Origin of the sequence: Fulvitalea axinellae (assembly GCF_036492835.1) — a bacterium.
In the GTDB taxonomy this organism is placed as follows: Bacteria; Bacteroidota; Bacteroidia; order Cytophagales; family Cyclobacteriaceae; genus Fulvitalea; species Fulvitalea axinellae.
Genome location: NZ_AP025315.1, coordinates 63,313 through 84,241, shown reverse-complemented (window position 1 = coordinate 84,241; position 20,929 = coordinate 63,313). Strand labels below are relative to the sequence as shown.

Sequence of the window (20,929 nt, the reverse complement as noted above, 5' to 3'; positions counted from 1 at the left end):
AAAAAATGAAACGAATAATATATAAATTGGCGTTATTCGCCTCACTGTCAGGAGCTCTTGGTGCTTGCACAGACGATTTTGGTGACGTGAACACTGACCCAAATGTTGTTACAAAGCCAGAGCTGTCGTATATGTTCACTCATTCCGCGTTTCAACTCGGAGACTATAAGTATACAGAGTGGTTTTACGATAACTACCAGAAAATCATGCCTTGGACCCAAATGGTAACACCAAGAGGGGGGAACTCAATTGAGATCAATACTCTAGGGCCGTTGGGTGGCCGAATGGGAACATTCTATAGTGGGGTTATGCCTAACCTCTTCGAAATCCGTCGCCAGATCAGTCAAATGAGTGAAGAGGAAAAAATGAAGAGGGAGAAAATGGTGGCTGTAACCTATATCGTGCAGGCTTACCACGGATTACGAGTGACTGATATGTATGGAGCAATTCCTTATGTTGAGGCTATGCAGGGGCGGTATGATAAGAATTTCTCACCTGTATATGATAACCAAGAGACTCTTTACAGTACCTGGGTTACCGAGCTCAATAATGCGATTGTATCGTTGAAAAAAGACGGGACATACTTAGGGTATGGAAATGCCGACTTCATTTACAAGAGCGATTGGACGAAATGGATAAAACTTGCCAACGCAATTAAGTTACGTATAGCTTCAAGGCTTGTAAATAGCGACCTCGAAAAAGCCAAAACGATATTGGCTGAAATTACTAATGACAGCGTAGGGCTTTTTGCGTCCGAAGATGATCAGTTTGTTTGGTCCCCTTCGACTGACTACGGTGGACGAGCGGGTGATTTTTGGGGATCGCCTTCAGGCAGTGAGAAGTTCGTAGATTTCTTGAAAGCCAATAACGACCCTAGATTGGTATTTTTCTTCGAGAAAAATCAATATTCAGAGGCTGTAATAAAAGCTTTTAAGGATGCGAATAAAGAAGACGATATCCCGTCAGTTCTTGACTATGATAATGATCCTCTTTATCGTTATCAGGGAGCCCCGTCTAGTCCGAAAAAGGCTCAAGATGATGACACTAAGAAAGCGTATTTTACTAGTGTAAAGTTAGGTGACAATAATTATAATCAGATTTCGCATATCAATAGAGCGTTTTTTGCGCCACGTCGCGATGATAATGACGGCCTGTATATTGACGTATTGTTCTCATACGCTGAGGTTTGCTTCACCATGTCCGAGTTCTCATTGAAAGGGTACGTTGGTGGAGATTATAAGGATTGGTATAATAAGGGTGTTGAGGCTTCACTTAGAACCTACAATATGTGGGCTGAAAAGGCCAAGTCATATGACTATGTAGCCCTTACGGATGACATGGTTACCGATTATCTTGAAAAACCTAATGTCAAACTTTCAGGAAACTCAACTGAAGACTATGAGAAAGTAGTGCTTCAAGCATACGTCAACTTCTTTCGTTTACCGGCGGAAGCTTATGCTCTGTGCCGTAGGACAGGTTTCCCTAAAAAAGGTTCGACAATTCTTGCTTGGGAACCATTCATGAACTCTGGTGGTGAGATTACCGACATTCCGCGTAGATTCGGTTACGGTGATCCGGGGGAGTTTAATCGTGATAACTGGAAAAAAACAATGAATGAACAAGGGTTTAGTATTGAGTCTAACGACCCCTCTAGGTTCAACACCGAAAGATTATGGTGGGATAAAAATAATCCAGTCTTAGGCGCAGGTTCAAGTTTATAATCAAATCGACTAAGTATTCTTTTGAGGTTGTCTACTTTGTGGGCAACCTCTATTTTTTTGAAATAACAAGATAAGTTGATCTATAAAAGTAACTAAGGGCACTTAGCCGTTTCCACAAAAGGCAAAGCCAACTGAAGTGTTAGCGTCGAAGAATAAATCTCCCCGGAGGGCTTATACATATCCCGTAGTCCTTGTTTATAACGTAGCCGAAGAAACGGCCCTTTCCATACTTTCTTCGTAAGGGAGAAGGACACGTCCGCTACAAAACCGAAATCAAGGGTTTCGAAGTTATCGCCTACGTCTTGGGTGTACTCAATTTTGTCATCGTCGATTTTATCCGTGTATTTATTTTTGACCGATGTCCAAAAGCCGATATACGGGCCACCCGATACTGCGAAATGATCAGTCATCTGATATCTTAAAGTCACCGGTAATTCGAATTGGTAGGCACGTTTTATCGATGTCGCACTTTTGAAAAGCGGGTCGATGTCAGGGTTCCCCGTATTGATTCTCTCAACATGGTTTATCCGGTATAATGAAAACGGTACAAATTCTGGTGCGAAGAAAAGTTTCTGGTTGATTCTGATATTCGCGATAAAACCAAAATTAACGCCTACACCCGGCGAGGAATTCATGTAATCTCCTGGAAAGTTAACGGAAAAGCCTCCTACCGCTGTAAAATAAAAATTTTCGTTAGCGAGTTTGTCTCCAAAAATTAAGACTAGATAGGCAATCTGTCCGTATGACTTCGAATGGGAAACGAATAGGAAAGAAATCGCCAAAAAGATAATGACTAGAAGCCTTTTCATATTTTTCGGAGTAATAATGCTGAAACTTTATCGGCTAATTCGTATCAAGTTTCAAGCCCCAAAATCATGGAAAAGGCTAAACCGAAAAATTTCGGTAAATAGGAAAGAAAAAGTGAATAGGCGAGAGCCTATCCACTTTTTATAAATAGTTGGAATTACATTGCCTGAACGCTCAATGGCATAGGTTTGTCTTCCTTGATCGCCTTGTTGGCTTCTTTGGCCAAGCGTTTAAGTTCTTTGACTATTTTTGGGTGATTCTCGATGACGTTATTCTTTTCTCCGATATCCTCTTTGATATTAAAGAGTTGGTATTCCTTCAAACGCCCGATTCCGTACGACCCGTGATTCGGGATAGCCAATTTCCAATTGCCTTTTCTAACTGACATCAAACGTCCCTTAGCCTCGTAGCCGAAGAATACTTCGTGAGGGGATTTAGCTCCTTGTTCTCCCTTCATCAAAGGACGGATATCACGTCCGTCGATAATACGGTCATTCGGAATTTCCGCTCCACCCATTTTGGCAAAGGTTGTGAAAAAGTCGAATCCGGCGATTACTTCGTCGGAAACGGTATTTTCTGGGATCTTGCCCGGCCAAACCATCACGCAGGCCACTCTGGTTCCGCCATCATATCGGGACTGGTATTTCCCGCCCCGAAGGATATGCTTTCTTGAAGTGTCAACAGAAGCCGCTGTTCCGTAACACTGTTCCAATTCTGGATATCTTTTTACTAACGGGCCGTTATCCGAACTGAACACGATTAAGGTATTGTCTTCAATCCCCATTTGGCGAACGGTCCGCATAATTGCGCCGACTGTTCCGTCCAAAAATTCCACGGCGTCTCCGTAAGGGCCGGCCTGGCTTCTGCCTTCAAACCCTTTCGGAACATACCACGGGGTATGGGTCTCTATATTTGAATATTGAAGGTAAAATGGCTGTCCTGTTTTCGCTTTGTCACGGATAAATCGGCAAGCTTCCCTTTGGAATTTCTGCGGAAGCTCTCCCAAATCATTGTTATCGCAAGCCATTATCGGCTCCTTCCCTCTGATTAGCGGAATTGGAGGAAATTCTTTCAGGCCTTGTCCTGCGTTACGTTCCGGTCCGTGGTCGTTCGGATACGGTATTCCCAAGAATAAATCAAAACCTTGAGAGGTCGGTAGATATTGTGGTAAATGCCCCAGATGCCATTTCCCGTAAAGTGCGGTGGCGTAGCCTTCCTTTTGGAGCAATTCAGTTACCGTTATTTCCTTGGGATCAAGTCCGGTATTGGCCGTAGGGAAAAGCACTTGCAAACCCTGACGGTCATTAACGCGCGGAGCGTATCGTCCGGTCAAAACAGCCGCTCTGGTGGGCGTACAAGTGCCGTGCGGAGCATAAAAATTCGTAAATACTTTCCCCTTTTTTGCGAGAGCGTCGATATTAGGGGTTTTGATGTCTTTTGCCCCGAAAATTCCGATATCGTCATACCCGACGTCATCGGCCATAATGTGGATGATATTCGGCTTGCCGCTTGTCTGGGCATAAGCTGTGACCGCCCCGGCCAACATAGCCGAAGCATAACAAAAACTCCTTTTCAGGATTCCCTTGATTTCCATAATTACTCAGTTTTGAAAAAATGAAACCCTATTGGGTAACGTTTTGCAAAATAGCTCAAAAGTCTTGTTTGCTCTAGCATTTATGTTTTCGAATATTAATCCACTTTGCAAACATTTCGGGTTAAATTGTTCCAATAACGATATTCCCCCGCACATTTTGCCTAATAGAATGTTTTCGGCTATATAACTCCCGAACCTTACATTACGAAAATCCTTTCTGATCTTCTTTTTTCGGTATTAGGTCGTACCTTTCTTATAAATCAAAATACACACGATAATGGTGAAAGAAGAAAGAGTGCCAGATAGCGAAGGGATCCGAAACGCACTATCCAGAGTTGATTTTTCAGATACTTTTTCAACCACAAATCACCAAGATTCCCTAGAGGAAATCGCAAAGCTGATCTTCGGAAAAAAACCGCCGGCATGGGTCCAAGGTTTGTTCCGTTTTCGGATAGCGGTAGGCAAACTGTTCGGATTAAAATCAGTAACGCCTGACGATTATAGCCAAGAATTTTCGGAAGGGGGCTATATCGGATTTTTTAAGATTTTCCGAATTGCCGAAAATGAGATTATCGTTGGCGAAGACGACAAGCATTTGAAATTTAGGGCCAGTATTCTGAAAACAGATGAGCCCGATTTCAATATTAAAGTCACCACATTAGTCGAGTTCAATAATGCGATGGGAAAAATGTATATGTTCTCTATTGGCCCGTTTCATCGAATGGTGGTAAAAAGTATGATTAAAAACGCTGAGAAAAGGAATAAGGATACCCCCTAAAAGGATATCCTTATTTCTTTTAAAATGGATAAAAATTTAGATCTGTCCTGCGATTGTTTCCAGATTATATGTCTTTCCGGCTTCGGTTTTAAAATCGTAAACCTTTCCGTTAATCGAAATCGAGCAGTCATTCCCTTTAAGGGATTTAACCGAGGCCTCTTTTACCTTGCCCTCATCCCATTTCATATTAATCTCAAAAGCGCCACGGGCCTTTACACCCGAAATTTCACCCGTCTCCCAATCCTTTGGCAGGGCGGGGAGAAGAACAATCTGCCCAGCGTGCGACTGTACTAGCATTTCGGTAACGCCGGCCGTAAATCCGAAATTACCGTCGATTTGGAATGGGGGGTGGTTGTCGAAAAGATTCGGTAATGTCGATTTGCGAAGCAACGCGTAAACATTAAAGCCGGCGTCGTCGCCACTGCGGAGGCGGGCGTAGAAGTTGATCATCCAAGCGCGACTCCAGCCTGTGTGCCCGCCACCATTCTGCAATCTGGTTTGGATAACTTTCTCGGCGGCTTTCATAAACTCTGGTGTTTTCTGCCAAGAGAATTGCTCCGCCGGATAAAGCCCGTATAGGTGCGACATATGCCGGTGGCCTTTGTTCACTTCCTTAAACTCTTCGCTCCATTCCTTAATCCTTCCGTCCGATCCGATTTCCGGTGAAGCGAGGTTTTTCTTTTTGGCAATCAGCTTTTTACGATAACCTTTATCGATTCCCAGAATTTCAGAGGCTTTTATACAATTGGAAAACAAATCGTTAATGATCTGCTGATCCATCGAGGACCCCATGTTTATACTTGCCCGTTTTCCTTCCGAATCAAAAAAAGTGTTTTCGGGAGATGTGGACGGACCCGAAACCCATTTCCCGGTTTTCGGATGTTTGGTCAGATAATCGTAGCAAAACAAAGAAGCTTCTCGCAGAATAGGATAGGCGGTTTCCCGCAGAAACTTTTCGTCTTGAGTAAATTCGTAATGCTCCCACAGATGCCTTGAAATCCAGGCTACCCCCATCGGCCAAAGCGCATAAGACGGCTTGCCGTAAGCGGTGGTGTACGCCCAAATATCCGAAGCGTGATGCGCCGTAAAACCTCGGCATCCGTAAAGGTTTTTAGCCGTTTTGCGACCGCTTTCCCTAAGGTTTCCGATATATTCGAAAAGTGGCAGGTGAAGCTCTGGCAAATTGGCGTTTTCCGCCACCCAATAATTCATCTGCAGGTTGATATTGATATGATAATCGGAATTCCACGGTGTGCGGATGCCGTCGGCCCAAATGCCTTGGAGGTTAGCCGGCATCGTATTTTCCCTTGAGGAACTGATAAGAAGATAACGTCCGTATTGGTACATCAATTCCAGAAGGCCCGGGTCGGAACCTCCTTTTTTTACGGCTTCCAGTCGCTGGTCGGTAGGGAAGAACCGGTGTTGGGAATTTCCCAAGTTGATAGACAGACGATCGAAATAACGGGAATAGTCGGCCTGATGTGCGGAAAGAATATCTTCGAAACTCTTTTTTGAAGCATTGTCAACGCGTTCTTTCACAACGGATTCAGGGTTTTCATTATTGAAATCCGTAGCCGATGCCAGAATGACTAAGCAAGCGTCGGCACCTGTAACTTTTAGGCCATTTCCATCCTTAGTCAATTTTCCGCCTGTCGGCAAAATCCGTAGGCGAGTGTGGGCCGTAACTCCACGAGTCTTTCCAGCCATCTCTTTCATTGTGATATCTTGGCCTTCAACAGCAATTTCGGGGTTGGTCTGCGTCCGGTCAAGTTTAAAAGTGGCGGAGAGCGCTCCCGGCTTGGATGCCGTGATTCTGAAAGCGATAACCTGGTCGGGGTTGGAACTGATCAATTCCTCCCTGAACCTTACTTTGTCCGCAATATACTCCACTTCGGCAATGGCCCCTTGAAGGTCAAGCGATCTCGTATATCCGTAAACATGTTTCCGGTCCGCATATTCGATGAATAAGTCTCCTAGAGTTTGGTAACAGTTTGTTCCCGTTTCCAATCGTTTAGCCATAAATTTTTGTTGGGCGAGTTTCTCGGCTTCGGCGTGTTTTCCCTCAAAGATCAGTTGTCTGATTTTTTTGAGATATCTTCCGGCGCCGGGTTTATCGAAATAATCGCCATCGCGCGACCAATATGTTTCCTCGTTCAGTTGGATCCGTTCGGTTTTTGTCCCTCCGAAAATCATGGCGCCCAACGAGCCGTTACCTACGGGCAAAGCCTCGTTCCAATTCTTTGCGGGCTTTTTGTACCATAACGTTAGGCTGTCGGTCGGTTTTCCGTTTGCGATTATGCTCAAAAGAGTGATTGCACACGTTAAGATTGTTGTTCCTGTTCGCATTTGCAGTTTTGAAAATTGGTTTTAGAGTTTGGTGATAGTTTGGTTGTGATTCTCCCAAACTGCCTGACAAACATAGGCATGAATGCGAGTCGGCTGTATCAGTTATGTATTTAAAGATTTAATTAAAACAATTTAGCTGAGTAGTCGATTCGGTTAAAAAACTGCGAAGACAAATAAGGGTAAATGAACCAAAACAGTAGAAAAGCGCTGTGATTCAGGGTGTTTATTTGCTTTTTGAGGGGATAAGGAGTCTGTTTGCGCCCTCTTTAAAGTATTAATCGATTAACGAATCCAGTATTTTATTTATATTTAATCTTTCCCATCAATCAGGAATCATGCTCAAATACCTAGCTACTTTAATATTACCGATTACGTTTTGTTTAAATGCGTTTAGCCAAGACATAACCGACGAGGCCGTGTTGCTCCCGGGGCCTTCGGAATGGAGATATGAAAGAATCGCATTTCCGATCGATTTCGCTCCCGAACTTGATTACAATGGATACGAAGAACTGAGGTTTTCGCCCGGAATGTTCAAAACATATTCAGATGATTTCTTCTCTTACGCTTTCGCATTTAAATTGGATAGCATTTCCAATTTTGGGCAAGGCGATCTGCGCGAGTTGCTAAACGGATATTATTCTGGATTAACCAAAAGCATGAGCAAAGGCAGAAGAAGGTACGATCCAAATGATATAACCGTGTTCGTAATCAAATCTCCGCAAGAAGGCCGATATACCGTTAAGCTGAACCTTGTCCAATATTTTACGAAAAGAAGGAGAAGGCTGGCGTTAAACCTTGACGTAATGACTTTTACCAGAGAAGGAGACACTTACGTATATGCGACGGCTTCTCCTTTGCCGGTTGGGGCGCCTGAAAGAATCAATCTGGAAAAGCTTATAAGTAACGACCTCTAAAATACAAGGTGACCTAAAAACCTCTTCGGAGTATACTTTTGTAGTGTTTTCCAATAAAATAATACCGAATTCTGTCACGGAAAGGGATTGCCATTGTCTTATGAAATAAGACTAACAATCAAACTGACCGTAAAGATGATTATTTTAGCGTTTTTTGTAGGGCATTGGTATACCTCGCTCTTCTTTCAAACCTTCTTTCTCCACCGTTACGCTGCGCACGGGGCTTTCCGTATGTCGGAAAGAATGGAGAAACTCTTCTTTATCCTTACATATATCTTTCAGGGTTCAAATTACTTGAGCGCTTACGGCTATGGTGTAATGCACCGCTTGCACCATGCGTTTGCCGACACTCCTCAAGACCCGCACTCTCCAAAGTATGACGAGACGCTGTTTAAGATGATGTGGAAAACGAAGACAATTTATTCGGCAGTAACCAGAGACCGATACCCAGTAGACGCAAAGTTTAAAAAAGGCGTTCCGCGTTGGGATGCGTTTGACAAATTCGCCAGTCATATGGCTTCACGTTTGGCTTGGGGAACCGCATACGGGTTGTTTTATATCGCATTTGCTACAGAATGGTGGATGTTTCTCCTGTTGCCGATCCACTTCCTGATGTCGCCAATCCACGGTGCGATTATCAACTGGTTCGCGCACAAGTATGGATACGTCAACCATAAGGTAAACGACACCTCGAAAAACTTTCTTCCCTTCGACTTTTTGATGATGGGAGAGTCTTATCACAATAACCATCACCATAATGGAGGCAAAGCTAACTTCGGGGAGCGTTGGCACGAAGTGGATTTTACGTACCTGATAATATTGTTGCTTGATAAAGTTGGGGTAATTACAATGAAAGGCAAACGTTCGTCGGAAAGTAGGAAGATCGCGGCGTAACGTTAATTGACCATATTGGTAATACAAAGAGTGACATTTGTGAAAGTGTCACTTTTTTATTGAAATATGATAGATATGGTCTGAACTGGTACAATATTTTTCAAGCCAAATTATTTTATTTTTTAAGCCAGAACCTTACAAAGGTAAAATAGTATTTGAAATACAATGCATATATGTTTGTTTATTCATTATACATTTGTAAAATTGTTTTCCGTTTGAAAGTAGCCCAATAAAAAGGGCGATCGCAATAATAGATTGCGTACCAAAATTGATTCTGTCAGGTTATGAATAAATGTGGCTGTAAGTCTTAGCAGGAACTCAGCCACTAATAAATTGTGAACTCTAAACGCTTCGTTCCTCGAAGCGTTTTTTATTTATCTAAATAGTATTAAAACAAACATAAAGTTTATATAATAACGTTTAATTAAATTTCTATTTTTTTATTCTGATTAATTCTCATATCTAGATGACTTGCCTACTTTTGATCATGAAACAGCGATAGACAAACATCGCGCAGTATATGACAACGACTATTGTAGACATAAAAGTAGAAGTTACGGAAGTAACGCATGAGCGTTTCGCTGATGAAATATGCGAAATGATCGAGGCTTCCGCAAAACAGCGCGGTACGGGAATCGCCAAGCGGTCCGTTGACTATATCCGGACGAAAATCAGTGACGGAAAGGCCGTTATCGCTTTTAGTGGGTCAGAAGTGGCCGGATTCTGCTATATAGAGACTTGGGAACACGGCCGTTATGTCGTGAATTCCGGGCTTATCGTAAATCCAGCCTTTAGGGGACAAGGAGTGGCGAAAAAGATTAAGAAACGCATTTTTCGATTGTCTAGGGAGCTTTATCCGCAAGCCTCGATTTTCGGTATAACGACAAGTGCCCAGGTGATGAGAATCAATTCGGAGTTGGGTTACCGCCCCGTTACGTTTTCCGAACTGACCTCAGACAAAGCTTTTTGGCAAGGATGCGGAAGTTGTAGAAACTTCGATATTCTTCAACGTACCGATCGAAAATACTGCCTCTGCACGGGGATGGTCTACAGGCCGGAAAACGACGAGAACAAGCAATAACAGAAACCATTACTGTTTCTGAAATAAAATATTCACAGCGTTGCGGGTGGCTTTCGCTTAGCTTTCCCGTGACATTCCTAAAGACTTAAGGTAATGATCAAGGTGGGAATAGCGGGCGCAGCCGGCTACACGGCCGGAGAGCTGTTGCGGTTGCTTATCAATCATCCGGAAACCGAGTTGGTTTCGGCGCAGAGTAATAGCCAAAAAGGGAAAAAGATCTCGGACATCCACACTGACTTGGAAGGGGAAACTGATCTTTGTTTTGACGCTGATCTTTCCAAAGACTGCGATGTGGTGTTCTTGTGTATGGGACACGGAAAGTCGAGAGAGTTTATGGAAACTACCGACTTGGGAGCCAACACCAACGTAATCGACCTCAGCCACGATTTCCGCTTGGCCGATACTTGTGCCTGGAAAAACGACGAGTTTATCTACGGCCTTCCCGAATTGAACAAAGATGCCGTTCGTTCGGCAAAATATATCGCCAACCCGGGGTGTTTCGCCACAGGAATCCAGTTGTCGATGTTGCCTTTGGCCAAAGCTGGAAAGTTGGGCTCCAACGTTCACGTACATGGCGTGACAGGCTCTACCGGAGCTGGACAACGCCCGACAGGAACCACGCATTTCAGCTGGCGCGACAATAACGTGTCTGTATATAAGGCATTTGGCCACCAGCACGTAGACGAGATCGTTCGCTCATGGCAAACTGCCGGCGAGTTCGAAAACAAACTGCATTTCGTTCCCGTTCGCGGCAACTTCTCTCGCGGAATCTTTATCAGCGCCTACACTGAGTTTGACGGCACAACCGAAGAAGCCCACAAACTGTACTCGGAATTTTACGAAGGACATCCGTTCACTATCGTATCCGAAAAAGACGTGGCGCTCAAGCAGGCCGTGAACACTAACAAATGCCTTATCAATGTTAAAGTCTATGACGGAACGCTACACGTTACGGCCGTGATTGACAACCTCTTGAAAGGAGCCTCCGGCCAAGCCCTGCATAACATGAACCTTATGTTTGGCCTTGAAGAAACTTTGGGCTTGAAACTCAAACCAAGCGCATTCTAATTTCTTCCGGAAACGGAATCTGAAAACTAACAGCGACAATGAATCTTTTCGACGTATATCCGCTTAATCCAGTCACTATCGCCAAAGGCGAAGGTTGTTATGTTTATGATGATCAGGGGCAGAAATACCTCGACCTGTACGGCGGTCATGCCGTAATCAGCGTAGGGCATAGCCATCCCGATTATGTGGCCGGAATCCAGAGCCAATTGGAAAAACTCGCGTTTTATTCCAATTCGGTAATCAACCCCGTACAAAGCAAATTAGCCGAGAGGCTAGGGGAGGTGTCGGAATACGCCGATTACAGTCTTTTCCTGTGTAGCAGCGGTGCCGAAGCGAATGAAAACGCTTTGAAACTCGCGTCTTTCGCAACCGGAAAAAAGAAAGTTGTCGCTTTCGAAAAAGGTTTCCACGGCCGCACCTCACTCGCCGTTGCCGTAACAGACAATCCAAAAATCCAGGCGCCGGCCAACCCTACGGACCATGTGAGTATCGTTCCTTTTAATGACCTGGAAGCTGTTGAGGCCGAGCTAGCCAAAGGAGATGTTTGTGCCGTAATCTACGAACCTTTGCAAGGCGTAGCGGGTATCCGCGAAGCCAGCCACGAGTTCCAGCAAGGCCTTTCAAATCTTTGCGCAAAATACGATGCGAAACTCATCGCCGACGAAGTACAGGCCGGAGCTGGCCGTACGGGCAAATTTTTCGCCCACCAATGGGCCGGAATCAAGCCGGATATCGTAACGGTGGCCAAGGGATTGGGCAATGGTTTTCCGGTGGGAGCAGCCCTGATCTCTCCGGACTTCGAAGCTTCTTACGGACTTTTGGGAACTACTTTCGGAGGAAACCATTTGGCATGCGCCGCGGCGCTTTCCGTTCTCGATATTATCGAGAAGGAGAACCTGATGGACAATGCCATCGTCATGGAAGAGTTGGCCCGTAATCTTGCGGAAGACATTCCTGAGATTAAGAAAATTACGGGAAAAGGCCTTATGCTAGGCTTTGAGTTCGAATCCCCGATAGCGCAACTGCGCAAAAACTTACTGCTTGAGAGCAAGATTTTCACTGGCAACGCGTCAAACCCTAACGTATTGCGGATCTTGCCTCCGTTGAATGTTAGCGCCGAGATGATCGGGACATTCTTCAGTCAGTTGAAACTTCAGCTGAGCGCCTGTCCCGCCTAACCCCGCGGGCCTTTTGCCACGCACCGAAACCGTGGCGATTTTACAAAGTACCGAATACCGACATACGAGATGAAACAGTTCACTAGCGTACATGATGTAGCCGACCCCAAGAAATTGGTGGAAAGCGCTCTCGAATTGAAAGCGAGCCCATATGCCCACAAAGCTTTGGGAAAGAATAAAACCGTTTGCCTTATTTTCCTGAACCCTAGCCTCAGGACCCGCCTGAGTACTCAGAAAGCGGCTATGAACTTGGGAATGGAAGTGATGGTTTTCGATATCAACGAAGACGGTTGGAAGCTTGAGTTTGAGGACGGCGTGGTAATGAACGGTGACAAAGCCGAGCACGTCAAGGAAGCCGTAAGGGTAGTCAGCCTTTATTGCGACATCATCGGGGTGAGGACTTTCGCCGGCTTGCAAAACCGTGAGGAAGACTATGCCGAACGCATTTTGAACCAATTCATCCAGCATTCGTCTGTGCCGGTGGTTAGCCTTGAGTCGGCTATTCGCCACCCGCTCCAGTCATTGGCCGATATGATTACGATTTACGAATCAGGAATCGTTCGTCCGAAAATCGCCGTTACTTGGGCTCCTCACGTCAAGCCTTTGCCGCAAGCCGTAGGAAATTCGTTTTTGGAATGGGCGGCGGCGTTCGGTTGGGATATCACCTTGGCGAATCCGAAAGGGTATAACCCGGCTCCCGAATTCCTCAGGGGTGTAAAAGTGACTCACGAGCAGGCGGAAGCTCTGGACGGTGCGGATTTCGTCTACGCCAAAAGTTGGAGTAGCTATGACCGCTACGGAAAGCTCCCGGGCGATAACGCCGATTGGACGGTGACACAGGAAAAAATGTCATTGACCAACAACGGCAAGTTTATGCATTGCCTTCCTTTGCGCAGAAATTTGGTGGCGAGTGATTCGGTAGTAGACAATTCAATCGTATTGAAGCAAGCCGAAAACAGAATATTCGCAGCCCAATCGGTAATGAAGGAAATGCTTGAGAATAACTAGCGATTTAGAGTTTTGATTATGAAAATCAGTGTCATAAAAATAGGCGGAAACGTCATCGATCATCCCGAAAAATTAGAAAAGTTCCTTACGGAATTCGCTAAGCTTGAAGGTGCGAAAATATTGGTGCACGGTGGCGGTAAAATCGCTTCCGGATTGTCCAAACAGATGGGAATCACTCCCAAAATGGTGGACGGCCGAAGAATCACAGACGCCCAGACGCTGGATATCGTGACCATGACTTACGCTGGCTTATTAAACAAAAAACTCGTAGCCAAACTCCAAAGCCTAGGTTGTAACGCTCTTGGCCTAAGCGGTGCCGACGCTGGAGTTATCCATGCCGATAAGCGCCCCGTAAAAACCGTCGATTACGGTTTTGTAGGAGATCCTAGGGATGACGGTGTGAATACGTCCTTCTTGGCGACTGCGATCAAGACAGGTGTAGTCCCCGTCATGTGCGCAATCACTCACGACGGAGAAGGCCAACTGCTCAACACGAACGCCGATACAATCGCTTCCACGGTAGCCAAAGCCATGTCGTCGGTCAGTGATGTTGATCTTGTGTATTGCTTCGAGAAAAAAGGTGTTCTCAGCGATCCGTCGGACGACGATTCGGTAATTGAATTGGTAAATCCCGAAAATTACACAGCCTATAAAGACAAAAAAGTGATTACCGACGGCATGATTCCAAAATTGGACAATGCTTTCGAAGCTTTGGAAAAAGGGGTTTCAAGGGTTGTTATCCGTTCGTCTAACGACTTGTTGGAACCTTCGGGAACAGAAATTTTGGCCTAACACACATATATTCTCTTGCTATAGTGAAGAGCCGCCTACATGGGTGGCTTTTTTCATTTAGGTCAAATTATTAGGTATAATTCAGCCTCTATTTCAACGTTTCACATATATGAAGGTGTCTTTGAATCAACCTGACGCCTTTGAGGCCCGGGGATTTATCATTAAAATACTCTTCCCATGAAAAGGATATTCATTATATGTGTGTTGGTATTGACGGGTAGTTGGGCTTCGGCTCAGAGCTTGGATACTCTGAATACGGAAGGGCTTTCTAAAAGGGAGATTAAAAAACTCAAATGGAAAAAAGCCCAAGAAAAGCGTAAGCTGGAACAGGAGGCTCAGATCAAGTTGGCGAAAAGCCTGTTGGATTCGGGTAGTTTCATTGTTGAATGCGATATGCTTTACGGTCGTTATGGTGGCACATTGCCCGTTAACCCGGGAACTAATTTTTTCGCCATCCACGGTGAGGACGTGACTTTCCAAATCGGGACTGAGGTTGGCCATTTGGGCTATAATGGCATTGGTGGGATAACCGTAGACGGTAAGGCTAAGAACTATAAAGCGAAAACCCGTAAGAAAAGCATGTACGCCCGTACTCAGGTAATGTCGCCAATAGGTACTTATTCGGTTTCGGTTACGGCGGTTACGAGTGAAAATGTTAGGGTGAGGATTAGTGGCAATTGGGGTCACAGTATTGAAATGGAAGGGCGAATCAAGCCTTTGGAAGAGCATAACGTTTATAAAGCAACACCGATTATTTAGTCAAAGCCAATCAATTTCGACTAGAAATCCATTAGCCCGGCAGGAAGCGTCCAGTCGGGCTAATTTTTTTGCGATATTATATAAATACATCAGCATCGTACCTAATACTAAATACCTAAGACCTGATACTAATTCACTACTGACTTTTCCCGCTTCACCAAAAAATAATCTAAGCGTAACTGACGTTTGCAGCAAAATTGAGCTTTAGATATGTTATTACCCTAAACAGCTCAAACAACGCTAGCGCATGAAATTACTTAGCAAACTGGACAAATACATAGCGGAAGTGGCCTTGGAGTTGGCCGCCGTACCCGCAAACCGCGTCTCGGAGATCGAACGTTTGGCCGAGAGCATTAAGTCTACTTTGAGAATCAGGGATTTCGTTAACCTGAGCTTTATCTGTACCCATAATTCCAGACGAAGCCATATAGCGCAAGTATGGGCGGGGGCCTTAGCCGTACATTTCGGATTTGACGAAAAAAGGATTCGAACCTTCTCAGGAGGAACCGTGATCACAGTGCCCAATGTCCGTGTAATCAGCGGATTGAGGAGGGCGGGGTTTGAGGTGGACCCAATCACATGTTCCAAAGGACCGGCGTATTTGGTGACTTTCGCTCCGGATTATCCGCCTATCAAGCTATACTCCAAACTTTATGACGACCCTTCGAATCCCAAGCAGGATTTCTATGCCATTATCACTTGTCAGGAAGCTAATAAGGCTTGCCCGGCCGGCATAGGAACAGATCATCGTTCGTTGCTTAAATACGAGGATCCGCAACGGTATGACGACACTCCGCTAGAGGATATTATGTATGATAAATGCATAAGGGAAATAGGGAGGGAGATGTATTTGCTGATGTCGAAAGTAAGAGTATTGATTCCCGATACCAGAGCGCTAAGAACCGGCAGAGGACTCGGAAAAACAGGCTGATCATTCGTATCTTATTATAGAAAATCCCCAACTGTATTGGCTGGGGATTTTCGGTCGTTTAGCCGCGACTCGCTTTGTTTAGGTCCAGCTTCGTAAGCCACTTTACAGATGGCTGATTCATCTTTTGACTGTTGGCGAGTACTTTCCCGTACAGATCTTGGAGCGTACCGGCATATTTCGGGTGTTTCGCCAAGTTGTTTATCTGGTCCGGATCGCTTTTTCGGTCGAAAAGCAGATGGTTGCCGTCAGGGAAGAAGCCTACTGAAAAATCATCGTCGTAGGCGCCGGCAAAGGCTTCGTGCGAGTGATGGAAATACGCCCGGTTTTCCATTTTCCTGCTTGCCTTTCTCCCTTCCAACATTCGTGAAGCGTCAAGCCCTTGCTCGTTTCCGTTGGTGTTTAAGCCGGCAAGTCCCGCAATGGTGGCTTTGAAATCAACAGTCGTGACGTGCTGTTTGATAACGGTGCCCGGTTTTACTCCCTTAGGCCAACGAACTAAAAAAGGAACTCGGTAAGCGGTCTCATAAAACATATTTTTGCCGTACAAGCCACCGTGCTCGCCCATATATTCACCATGGTCGGCCGTGAATACCAAGATAGTGTTATCGTAAATTCCTTTGGCTTTTAGCGTTCGGATGATCTTTCCAACATTATCATCTATACACTTTACCATCCCATAGTATTGGGCTTTCTCGTACTTGAGCCTTTTCACTCGATTTTTTTGGTCCTTTCCATAGCGATGGCTTTTATCGATCCAATGCGGAGGCGGAGCGTTAAAAGTCCTCGGAAGTTCCATGTCTTTAGGCTTATACATTGACGCGTACGGCTCACGGACGGACAAAGGCCCGTGCGGATCCGGAATGGAAAGCATCATCATAAACGGCTTATCACCACGGTCTTTCTTTATAAAATCAAGCGTTTTCTCAGTTACAAAATCCGTTGTATACGTCTTTTTATCACCGATCACCTTATATGGATAAACCTTGACGGAACCGTCGGCCTTGTCTTCCATTTTCTTCCAGTGCCCGCGGTTCATCATATATTTGCAATCGTCGAAGCCTACTGACCTTTCTTTGGGAACAAACCCCGGCTTTGGTTCCCCGTCCAAATGCCATTTGCCCACGTAGCCGGTTTCGTAACCGTTTTTCTTGAACACATGGGCGAATGTCTCGATGTCTTGCCTTAAAGGTTCGTCGTTTTTGTACGCGCCATTGGTGTGCGGATACATGCCACTGATAAAACATCCGCGTGAGGCGGTACATACGGCCGAATTCGTAAAAAAATTATCAAGCCGGGCACCTTCCTCGGCCAATGAATCTATATACGGAGTAGGGACCACTTTTCCTCCGTAAGCCCCAAGTGTCCACGTGCTCTGTTGGTCCGTGTGGATGATAAGGACATTCGGCTTCTTACGCCTGGCACTGTGCGCCAACTTCGGTAAGCAACTGACTCCGGCGGCGGCCAAAGCGCTGTTTTTTATAAAATTCCTTCTTTTCATTCCCTAAAAATGGTTTGGTAAAAGTTCCGTTATTTAACGTTCCATCGGTTTGCCTCCGGCACATTTGGCGCCAGCTCACGGTCGCGCAACCATTGTCCGTGAAGCTTACGCAACGCGCTTATATCGGCTCCATAACGGCTGTCTGAGATTAGGTTTTTCTTTTCGCCGGGATCGTTTCGCATATCGAAAAGCATCTCGTTTCTGTCGGCTTTATAAGCGACGTATTTAAAATCCTTGGTCCGGATCACATGCCCCAGATTATCTTCAATTTCGATTGGGACGAATTCCCGTTCCGGCGCCGCTTTTCCTTGCAAAAGAGGTCTTAGATTGGCTCCGTCAAGCTTCTCGGGAGACTTGATTCCGGCGAAGTCGCAAAGCGTAGGCATTAGGTCCAGACACGAAACCAAGTCGGTGGAGTTGACTTTCCCTTCGGGAATTTCGCCGGGGAGGCTGGCCATAAACGGAATCTTGCATGTCTCGTCATAAGGTGTGCTTTTTCTTACCGTCGCATGATGCGCCAGCCCTTCGCCGTGATCCGAATTGAAGATTACCAGCGTGTCTTTCCACCTGTCGGAAGTGTATAAAGCGTTGAGAATCCGCCCGATTTCGGCATCCACCATTTCCACCTGCCGGTAATAACTCCATAGGTAATATCGCCAATGCCTTTCGCTCCAACCGCCTTGGGCCGGCTCGTTTTTGCTTCGCCGGTTTTTCAACAGTTCGGGTTCGCCAATATTGGCTTTGAAGTTTTCGGGAAGTTCCGGAAGTTGATCCTCAGGCACTGTATACGGCAATTCGCTATGCGCTTTCATATTGATTCTCAGCCATTCGCAAACATCATGGGGCTGCATAAACGACACGGGAAGGAGGAAGGGCTTTTTTCCCGAATAATTGTTCAGAAACGCCTCGGCCGCCATGGATTTGGCCGTGTCCGAGATGGTTCCTTGTCCGCCCCAGCCGGTATTCAGGGTTTTAAAGCCCGGAATCTTGTCGGTGTAATAACCAGGCAAATGCCACTTGCCTATATAGAAAGTCTCGTAGTCCGACTCCTGCCGGAACCATTGGCCCATATTCGGAACCGATTTGTGAATTCCGGCGCCGTTGCGGTAAACGCCCGCCGAGCTTGGCGTACGTCCCGTAAATATCGACCCGCGACAAGGACCGCATACTGGATTGGAACAATACGACTCTTCGAAACTCGTGGATTTTGATGCCAAAAAGTCCAGTGAAGGCGTATTCAGCCACCTGTTTCCAAATGCCGAAATCGTATTGATATGTTGCTGGTCAGTAAATATGTACAAGATATTTGGCTTGCTCTTTTTCCCTATAGAAGGAGCGCCTATTAGCGGGCTTGTGCCCAAAGCAGCCGAACCGGCCGCTGATATCTTTAGAAAGTCTCTTCTGTTCATCGTTACGAAGTCTTTGGGAATTTAAAAGCCTTGCCGATTTTCGAAAAAGCGTCGTCGTCGCGTACCAGTACCCTGAGGAACGAAATGTAAAACAGCGGATCGCCATCATGCGTCCAATACTCGTAAGGCAGGGTGCCGGGGCCTTGACCTACAAAGCATTCAAGCTCTCGGCCGTCCGCCAAAGTGTATTTCCGGTTGGAATCAAAACCGAAACTATGGCCAGTTTTAAGGTTTGAGAATGATTCCAGCAGATCAAACCTATGTTGAGTATCGGTTTTCGGCAACCTTCTTACAGCGTCAAACAACAGCAATTCATCACAAGCCTGACTGGACAGACGCTGACGTTGCTTTCCAATCACACTTTGCGAACGAATTTTCCCGGAACGCACTTCGTATCGCTTTCCAAGGCTCAGTAGCGGATCCGCCACGCCATCGGGGCCTGTTACTTTATGGTCATAGCTCCATTTTACAGGTTGGGGGAGAAGCCCGTCTTCGCATTCGGCGTCGATATTTATCCGTGTCCGAAGGCCTCCGACATTATGGATTTCCCTTTTCGATTCAAATCGGAATTTTCCATCCTTAGTACTATATCGTTTAATGGATATCGCTCCGGCATTTTTGTTTCCGAAAAACTTGTATCCATGACAACTCCATTCTGTGAAAGTGGCTTCCCAAGCATTTCCTCCCTCCTTCCGAATCGCTGGCAGGGGAGCGAGTAATCCTTGCCCTGCCAACACTTGCGGACTTAGCGGAACGGCCACTATTTCCCTATTCCTTTTTTTCTTGGACATGACCTTTATTTAGTCTTTAAAAAGTCGATGAAAAGCCTCGGTTGTGGATCTCTTGCGTTGATCTCCAAAAAGTTACACATACTTTCAGATCTGTGTTTTGTTATACAATTCATCTCCGAAATTATGATTAAAAAGAGGCTGTCTTATGATTTGAGACAATATCGATATTCTGGATTATATAGGACTGGAATGACGTTCGGAATCCTATAACAAATGAAGATTAGGCTTAATGTTCCATAATATTGTTCATTTTTCCGCTGACAGGCTCTATAATGGTCATAATTGTATCATAAGGGTCTTGGTGAGGTCTTCAGGCTTACGGCAACGTTGTCGATATTGAACTTTACGCATATGTGCCTAAAAAAATAATGATTCGCCTCCCTACAGCGATTGAAAGTATTGGAGACTTATGTGCCAATATGAACATTGGTTGCGAGGATTGTCAAAAAGAGGGGTGTTTTTTAGGGAATCTTCAAAAGATGACAATTGTCATGTAGGTGATTGATAGTGGTTTCGTAAAAAGCTGCGACATCTCGGCAACTTGCCTGCCTAAAGAAAGCAAGACAACTGATTTAGCTGGTTTTTGCGTTTTGTGTGACTGAAATCATAAATCACGGTTTTGCGGAGGTGTTACCTTCAAGAAATACAAGGTTTCATCGTTCTTAAAACGATCAGAAAATACCAAAATGGCCGAAAATTGAGGGTTCGGTCACAGATTTCGGGACAAATAAATGACTTTTTCTATGAGGAAGATTATTAGGAAAATCCTACCGCCCAAACGCTGGCAATTACCTGTGCTTGTTCTGCTCGGGATATTCGCTGGGTTGGGTGGCTACGTCCTGTACATTTCCAATGCGGTGGCTTACCTATCGGACGATCCGAAGGCCTGCGTCAACTGTCATATCATGACGCCGCAGTACTCCACTTGGAAACACAGTTCGCACAGGGAAAACGCTACGTGTAACGATTGTCACGTACCTCACGACAACGTCGCCAACAAGTATTACTTCAAGGCCAAAGACGGCCTGAGGCATGCGACGATGTTCACCTTGAGGATGGAGCCGCAAGTGATCCGCATCCACGAGGCTGGTCAGGAAGTGGTACAGAACAACTGCAAGCGTTGCCACGAAAGGCTGAACGAGCCAGTCGGGACTTTGAAGATCAACGTCCCTGAGAAGAAACACGGAGAAGGCAAACTCTGCTGGGATTGTCACCGCGAGGTGCCCCACGGAAGGGTGAATAGCCAATCGTCTACTCCGTTTGCCCGGGCGCCGCTACCGGAATCTCCGGTACCGGAATGGCTGAAAGACGCAATGGACGACGAAGGGAAATAAGCCTAAACAACAGAAAGAGGAAGATA

The 20,929-nt window shown here is 45.5% G+C and carries 18 protein-coding genes; 12 read left to right on the top strand and 6 right to left on the bottom strand.

Annotated elements, in window-relative coordinates:
- The first annotated feature begins 5 nt into the window (after positions 1–5).
- Positions 6–1,721: a SusD/RagB family nutrient-binding outer membrane lipoprotein gene (locus tag AABK39_RS19275; protein ID WP_338394943.1), complete on the top strand. Its 1,716-nt coding sequence runs from the start codon at positions 6–8 to the stop codon at positions 1,719–1,721.
- 92 nt (positions 1,722–1,813) lie between these two features.
- On the opposite strand, the gene AABK39_RS19270 is transcribed toward AABK39_RS19275, so the two are convergent.
- Both AABK39_RS19270 and AABK39_RS19265 read right to left on the bottom strand, forming a co-directional pair.
- Positions 1,814–2,530 carry an outer membrane beta-barrel protein gene (locus AABK39_RS19270; RefSeq protein WP_338394942.1) on the bottom strand — a complete coding sequence of 239 codons (717 nt, stop codon included), beginning with the start codon at positions 2,528–2,530 and terminating at the stop codon, positions 1,814–1,816.
- A 155-nt stretch (positions 2,531–2,685) separates the two neighbouring features.
- The gene (locus AABK39_RS19265; protein WP_338394941.1) at positions 2,686–4,122 is read right to left on the bottom strand and encodes a sulfatase family protein; all 1,437 of its coding nucleotides are present in this window, start codon (positions 4,120–4,122) and stop codon (positions 2,686–2,688) included.
- Between the two features lie 277 nt (positions 4,123–4,399).
- On the opposite strand from AABK39_RS19265, the gene AABK39_RS19260 reads away from it, so the two are divergent.
- Positions 4,400–4,900 (top strand): DUF2867 domain-containing protein, encoded by a 501-nt coding sequence (locus AABK39_RS19260; protein WP_338394940.1) that lies wholly within the window; start codon positions 4,400–4,402, stop codon positions 4,898–4,900.
- A 36-nt stretch (positions 4,901–4,936) separates the two neighbouring features.
- Here the strand turns inward: AABK39_RS19260 and AABK39_RS19255 are convergent, their stop codons facing one another.
- On the bottom strand, positions 4,937–7,204 hold the full coding sequence (locus tag AABK39_RS19255) for a glycoside hydrolase family 95 protein (RefSeq protein ID WP_338394939.1): 2,268 nt from the start codon (positions 7,202–7,204) through the stop codon (positions 4,937–4,939).
- 377 nt (positions 7,205–7,581) lie between these two features.
- Here AABK39_RS19255 and AABK39_RS19250 point away from each other — a divergent pair, with 377 nt between their 5' ends.
- From AABK39_RS19250 to AABK39_RS19210, 9 genes are all read left to right on the top strand, one after another.
- Complete coding sequence (locus AABK39_RS19250) at positions 7,582–8,160, top strand: hypothetical protein (protein WP_338394938.1); 579 nt, start codon at positions 7,582–7,584, stop codon at positions 8,158–8,160.
- Between the two features lie 135 nt (positions 8,161–8,295).
- Positions 8,296–9,054, top strand: coding sequence for an acyl-CoA desaturase (locus AABK39_RS19245; RefSeq protein ID WP_338394937.1), 759 nt, complete (start codon positions 8,296–8,298; stop codon positions 9,052–9,054).
- Between the two features lie 520 nt (positions 9,055–9,574).
- Positions 9,575–10,135, top strand: a complete 561-nt coding sequence (locus AABK39_RS19240) for a GNAT family N-acetyltransferase (RefSeq protein WP_338394936.1) — start codon at positions 9,575–9,577, stop codon at positions 10,133–10,135.
- Between the two features lie 93 nt (positions 10,136–10,228).
- Positions 10,229–11,203: an N-acetyl-gamma-glutamyl-phosphate reductase gene (gene argC, locus AABK39_RS19235; RefSeq protein ID WP_338394935.1), complete on the top strand. Its 975-nt coding sequence runs from the start codon at positions 10,229–10,231 to the stop codon at positions 11,201–11,203.
- A gap of 38 nt (positions 11,204–11,241) precedes the next feature.
- The gene (locus AABK39_RS19230; RefSeq protein WP_338394934.1) at positions 11,242–12,381 is read left to right on the top strand and encodes an aspartate aminotransferase family protein; all 1,140 of its coding nucleotides are present in this window, start codon (positions 11,242–11,244) and stop codon (positions 12,379–12,381) included.
- Positions 12,382–12,450: 69 nt separating this feature from the next.
- Complete coding sequence (locus AABK39_RS19225; RefSeq protein WP_338394933.1) at positions 12,451–13,389, top strand: N-acetylornithine carbamoyltransferase; 939 nt, start codon at positions 12,451–12,453, stop codon at positions 13,387–13,389.
- A gap of 18 nt (positions 13,390–13,407) precedes the next feature.
- Positions 13,408–14,181, top strand: coding sequence for an acetylglutamate kinase (gene argB / locus AABK39_RS19220; RefSeq protein ID WP_338394932.1), 774 nt, complete (start codon positions 13,408–13,410; stop codon positions 14,179–14,181).
- Positions 14,182–14,358: 177 nt separating this feature from the next.
- Complete coding sequence (locus tag AABK39_RS19215; protein ID WP_338394931.1) at positions 14,359–14,940, top strand: DUF4251 domain-containing protein; 582 nt, start codon at positions 14,359–14,361, stop codon at positions 14,938–14,940.
- Positions 14,941–15,187: 247 nt separating this feature from the next.
- Positions 15,188–15,871, top strand: a complete 684-nt coding sequence (locus AABK39_RS19210; RefSeq protein ID WP_338394930.1) for a low molecular weight phosphatase family protein — start codon at positions 15,188–15,190, stop codon at positions 15,869–15,871.
- Positions 15,872–15,929: 58 nt separating this feature from the next.
- On the opposite strand, the gene AABK39_RS19205 is transcribed toward AABK39_RS19210, so the two are convergent.
- The 3 genes from AABK39_RS19205 to AABK39_RS19195 are packed head-to-tail and all read right to left on the bottom strand — an operon-like array spanning position 15,930 to position 19,569.
- Complete coding sequence (locus tag AABK39_RS19205; RefSeq protein WP_338394929.1) at positions 15,930–17,369, bottom strand: sulfatase-like hydrolase/transferase; 1,440 nt, start codon at positions 17,367–17,369, stop codon at positions 15,930–15,932.
- A gap of 29 nt (positions 17,370–17,398) precedes the next feature.
- A complete protein-coding gene (locus AABK39_RS19200; protein WP_338394928.1) occupies positions 17,399–18,778 on the bottom strand; it encodes a sulfatase family protein in 1,380 nt (459 codons plus the stop codon).
- Between the two features lie 2 nt (positions 18,779–18,780).
- Positions 18,781–19,569 (bottom strand): hypothetical protein, encoded by a 789-nt coding sequence (locus AABK39_RS19195; RefSeq protein ID WP_338394927.1) that lies wholly within the window; start codon positions 19,567–19,569, stop codon positions 18,781–18,783.
- A gap of 743 nt (positions 19,570–20,312) precedes the next feature.
- On the opposite strand from AABK39_RS19195, the gene nrfH reads away from it, so the two are divergent.
- Positions 20,313–20,903, top strand: a complete 591-nt coding sequence (gene nrfH / locus AABK39_RS19190) for a cytochrome c nitrite reductase small subunit (RefSeq protein WP_338394926.1) — start codon at positions 20,313–20,315, stop codon at positions 20,901–20,903.
- Positions 20,904–20,929 lie beyond the last annotated feature (26 nt).

What these genes read in the sequence shown, in the direction of transcription:
- argB (WP_338394932.1), top strand. Translation starts at nt 13,408, where the DNA reads ATGAAAATCAGTGTCATAAAAATAGGCGGAAACGTCATCGATCATCCC.
- AABK39_RS19245 (WP_338394937.1), top strand. Translation starts at nt 8,296, where the DNA reads ATGATTATTTTAGCGTTTTTTGTAGGGCATTGGTATACCTCGCTCTTC.
- AABK39_RS19210 (WP_338394930.1), top strand. Translation starts at nt 15,188, where the DNA reads ATGAAATTACTTAGCAAACTGGACAAATACATAGCGGAAGTGGCCTTG.
- AABK39_RS19275 (WP_338394943.1), top strand. Translation starts at nt 6, where the DNA reads ATGAAACGAATAATATATAAATTGGCGTTATTCGCCTCACTGTCAGGA.
- AABK39_RS19265 (WP_338394941.1), bottom strand. Translation starts at nt 4,122, where the DNA reads ATGGAAATCAAGGGAATCCTGAAAAGGAGTTTTTGTTATGCTTCGGCT.
- AABK39_RS19215 (WP_338394931.1), top strand. Translation starts at nt 14,359, where the DNA reads ATGAAAAGGATATTCATTATATGTGTGTTGGTATTGACGGGTAGTTGG.
- AABK39_RS19270 (WP_338394942.1), bottom strand. Translation starts at nt 2,530, where the DNA reads ATGAAAAGGCTTCTAGTCATTATCTTTTTGGCGATTTCTTTCCTATTC.
- AABK39_RS19195 (WP_338394927.1), bottom strand. Translation starts at nt 19,569, where the DNA reads ATGTCCAAGAAAAAAAGGAATAGGGAAATAGTGGCCGTTCCGCTAAGT.
- AABK39_RS19200 (WP_338394928.1), bottom strand. Translation starts at nt 18,778, where the DNA reads ATGAACAGAAGAGACTTTCTAAAGATATCAGCGGCCGGTTCGGCTGCT.
- AABK39_RS19230 (WP_338394934.1), top strand. Translation starts at nt 11,242, where the DNA reads ATGAATCTTTTCGACGTATATCCGCTTAATCCAGTCACTATCGCCAAA.
- AABK39_RS19225 (WP_338394933.1), top strand. Translation starts at nt 12,451, where the DNA reads ATGAAACAGTTCACTAGCGTACATGATGTAGCCGACCCCAAGAAATTG.
- argC (WP_338394935.1), top strand. Translation starts at nt 10,229, where the DNA reads ATGATCAAGGTGGGAATAGCGGGCGCAGCCGGCTACACGGCCGGAGAG.
- AABK39_RS19240 (WP_338394936.1), top strand. Translation starts at nt 9,575, where the DNA reads ATGACAACGACTATTGTAGACATAAAAGTAGAAGTTACGGAAGTAACG.
- AABK39_RS19250 (WP_338394938.1), top strand. Translation starts at nt 7,582, where the DNA reads ATGCTCAAATACCTAGCTACTTTAATATTACCGATTACGTTTTGTTTA.
- AABK39_RS19260 (WP_338394940.1), top strand. Translation starts at nt 4,400, where the DNA reads ATGGTGAAAGAAGAAAGAGTGCCAGATAGCGAAGGGATCCGAAACGCA.
- nrfH (WP_338394926.1), top strand. Translation starts at nt 20,313, where the DNA reads ATGAGGAAGATTATTAGGAAAATCCTACCGCCCAAACGCTGGCAATTA.
- AABK39_RS19205 (WP_338394929.1), bottom strand. Translation starts at nt 17,369, where the DNA reads ATGAAAAGAAGGAATTTTATAAAAAACAGCGCTTTGGCCGCCGCCGGA.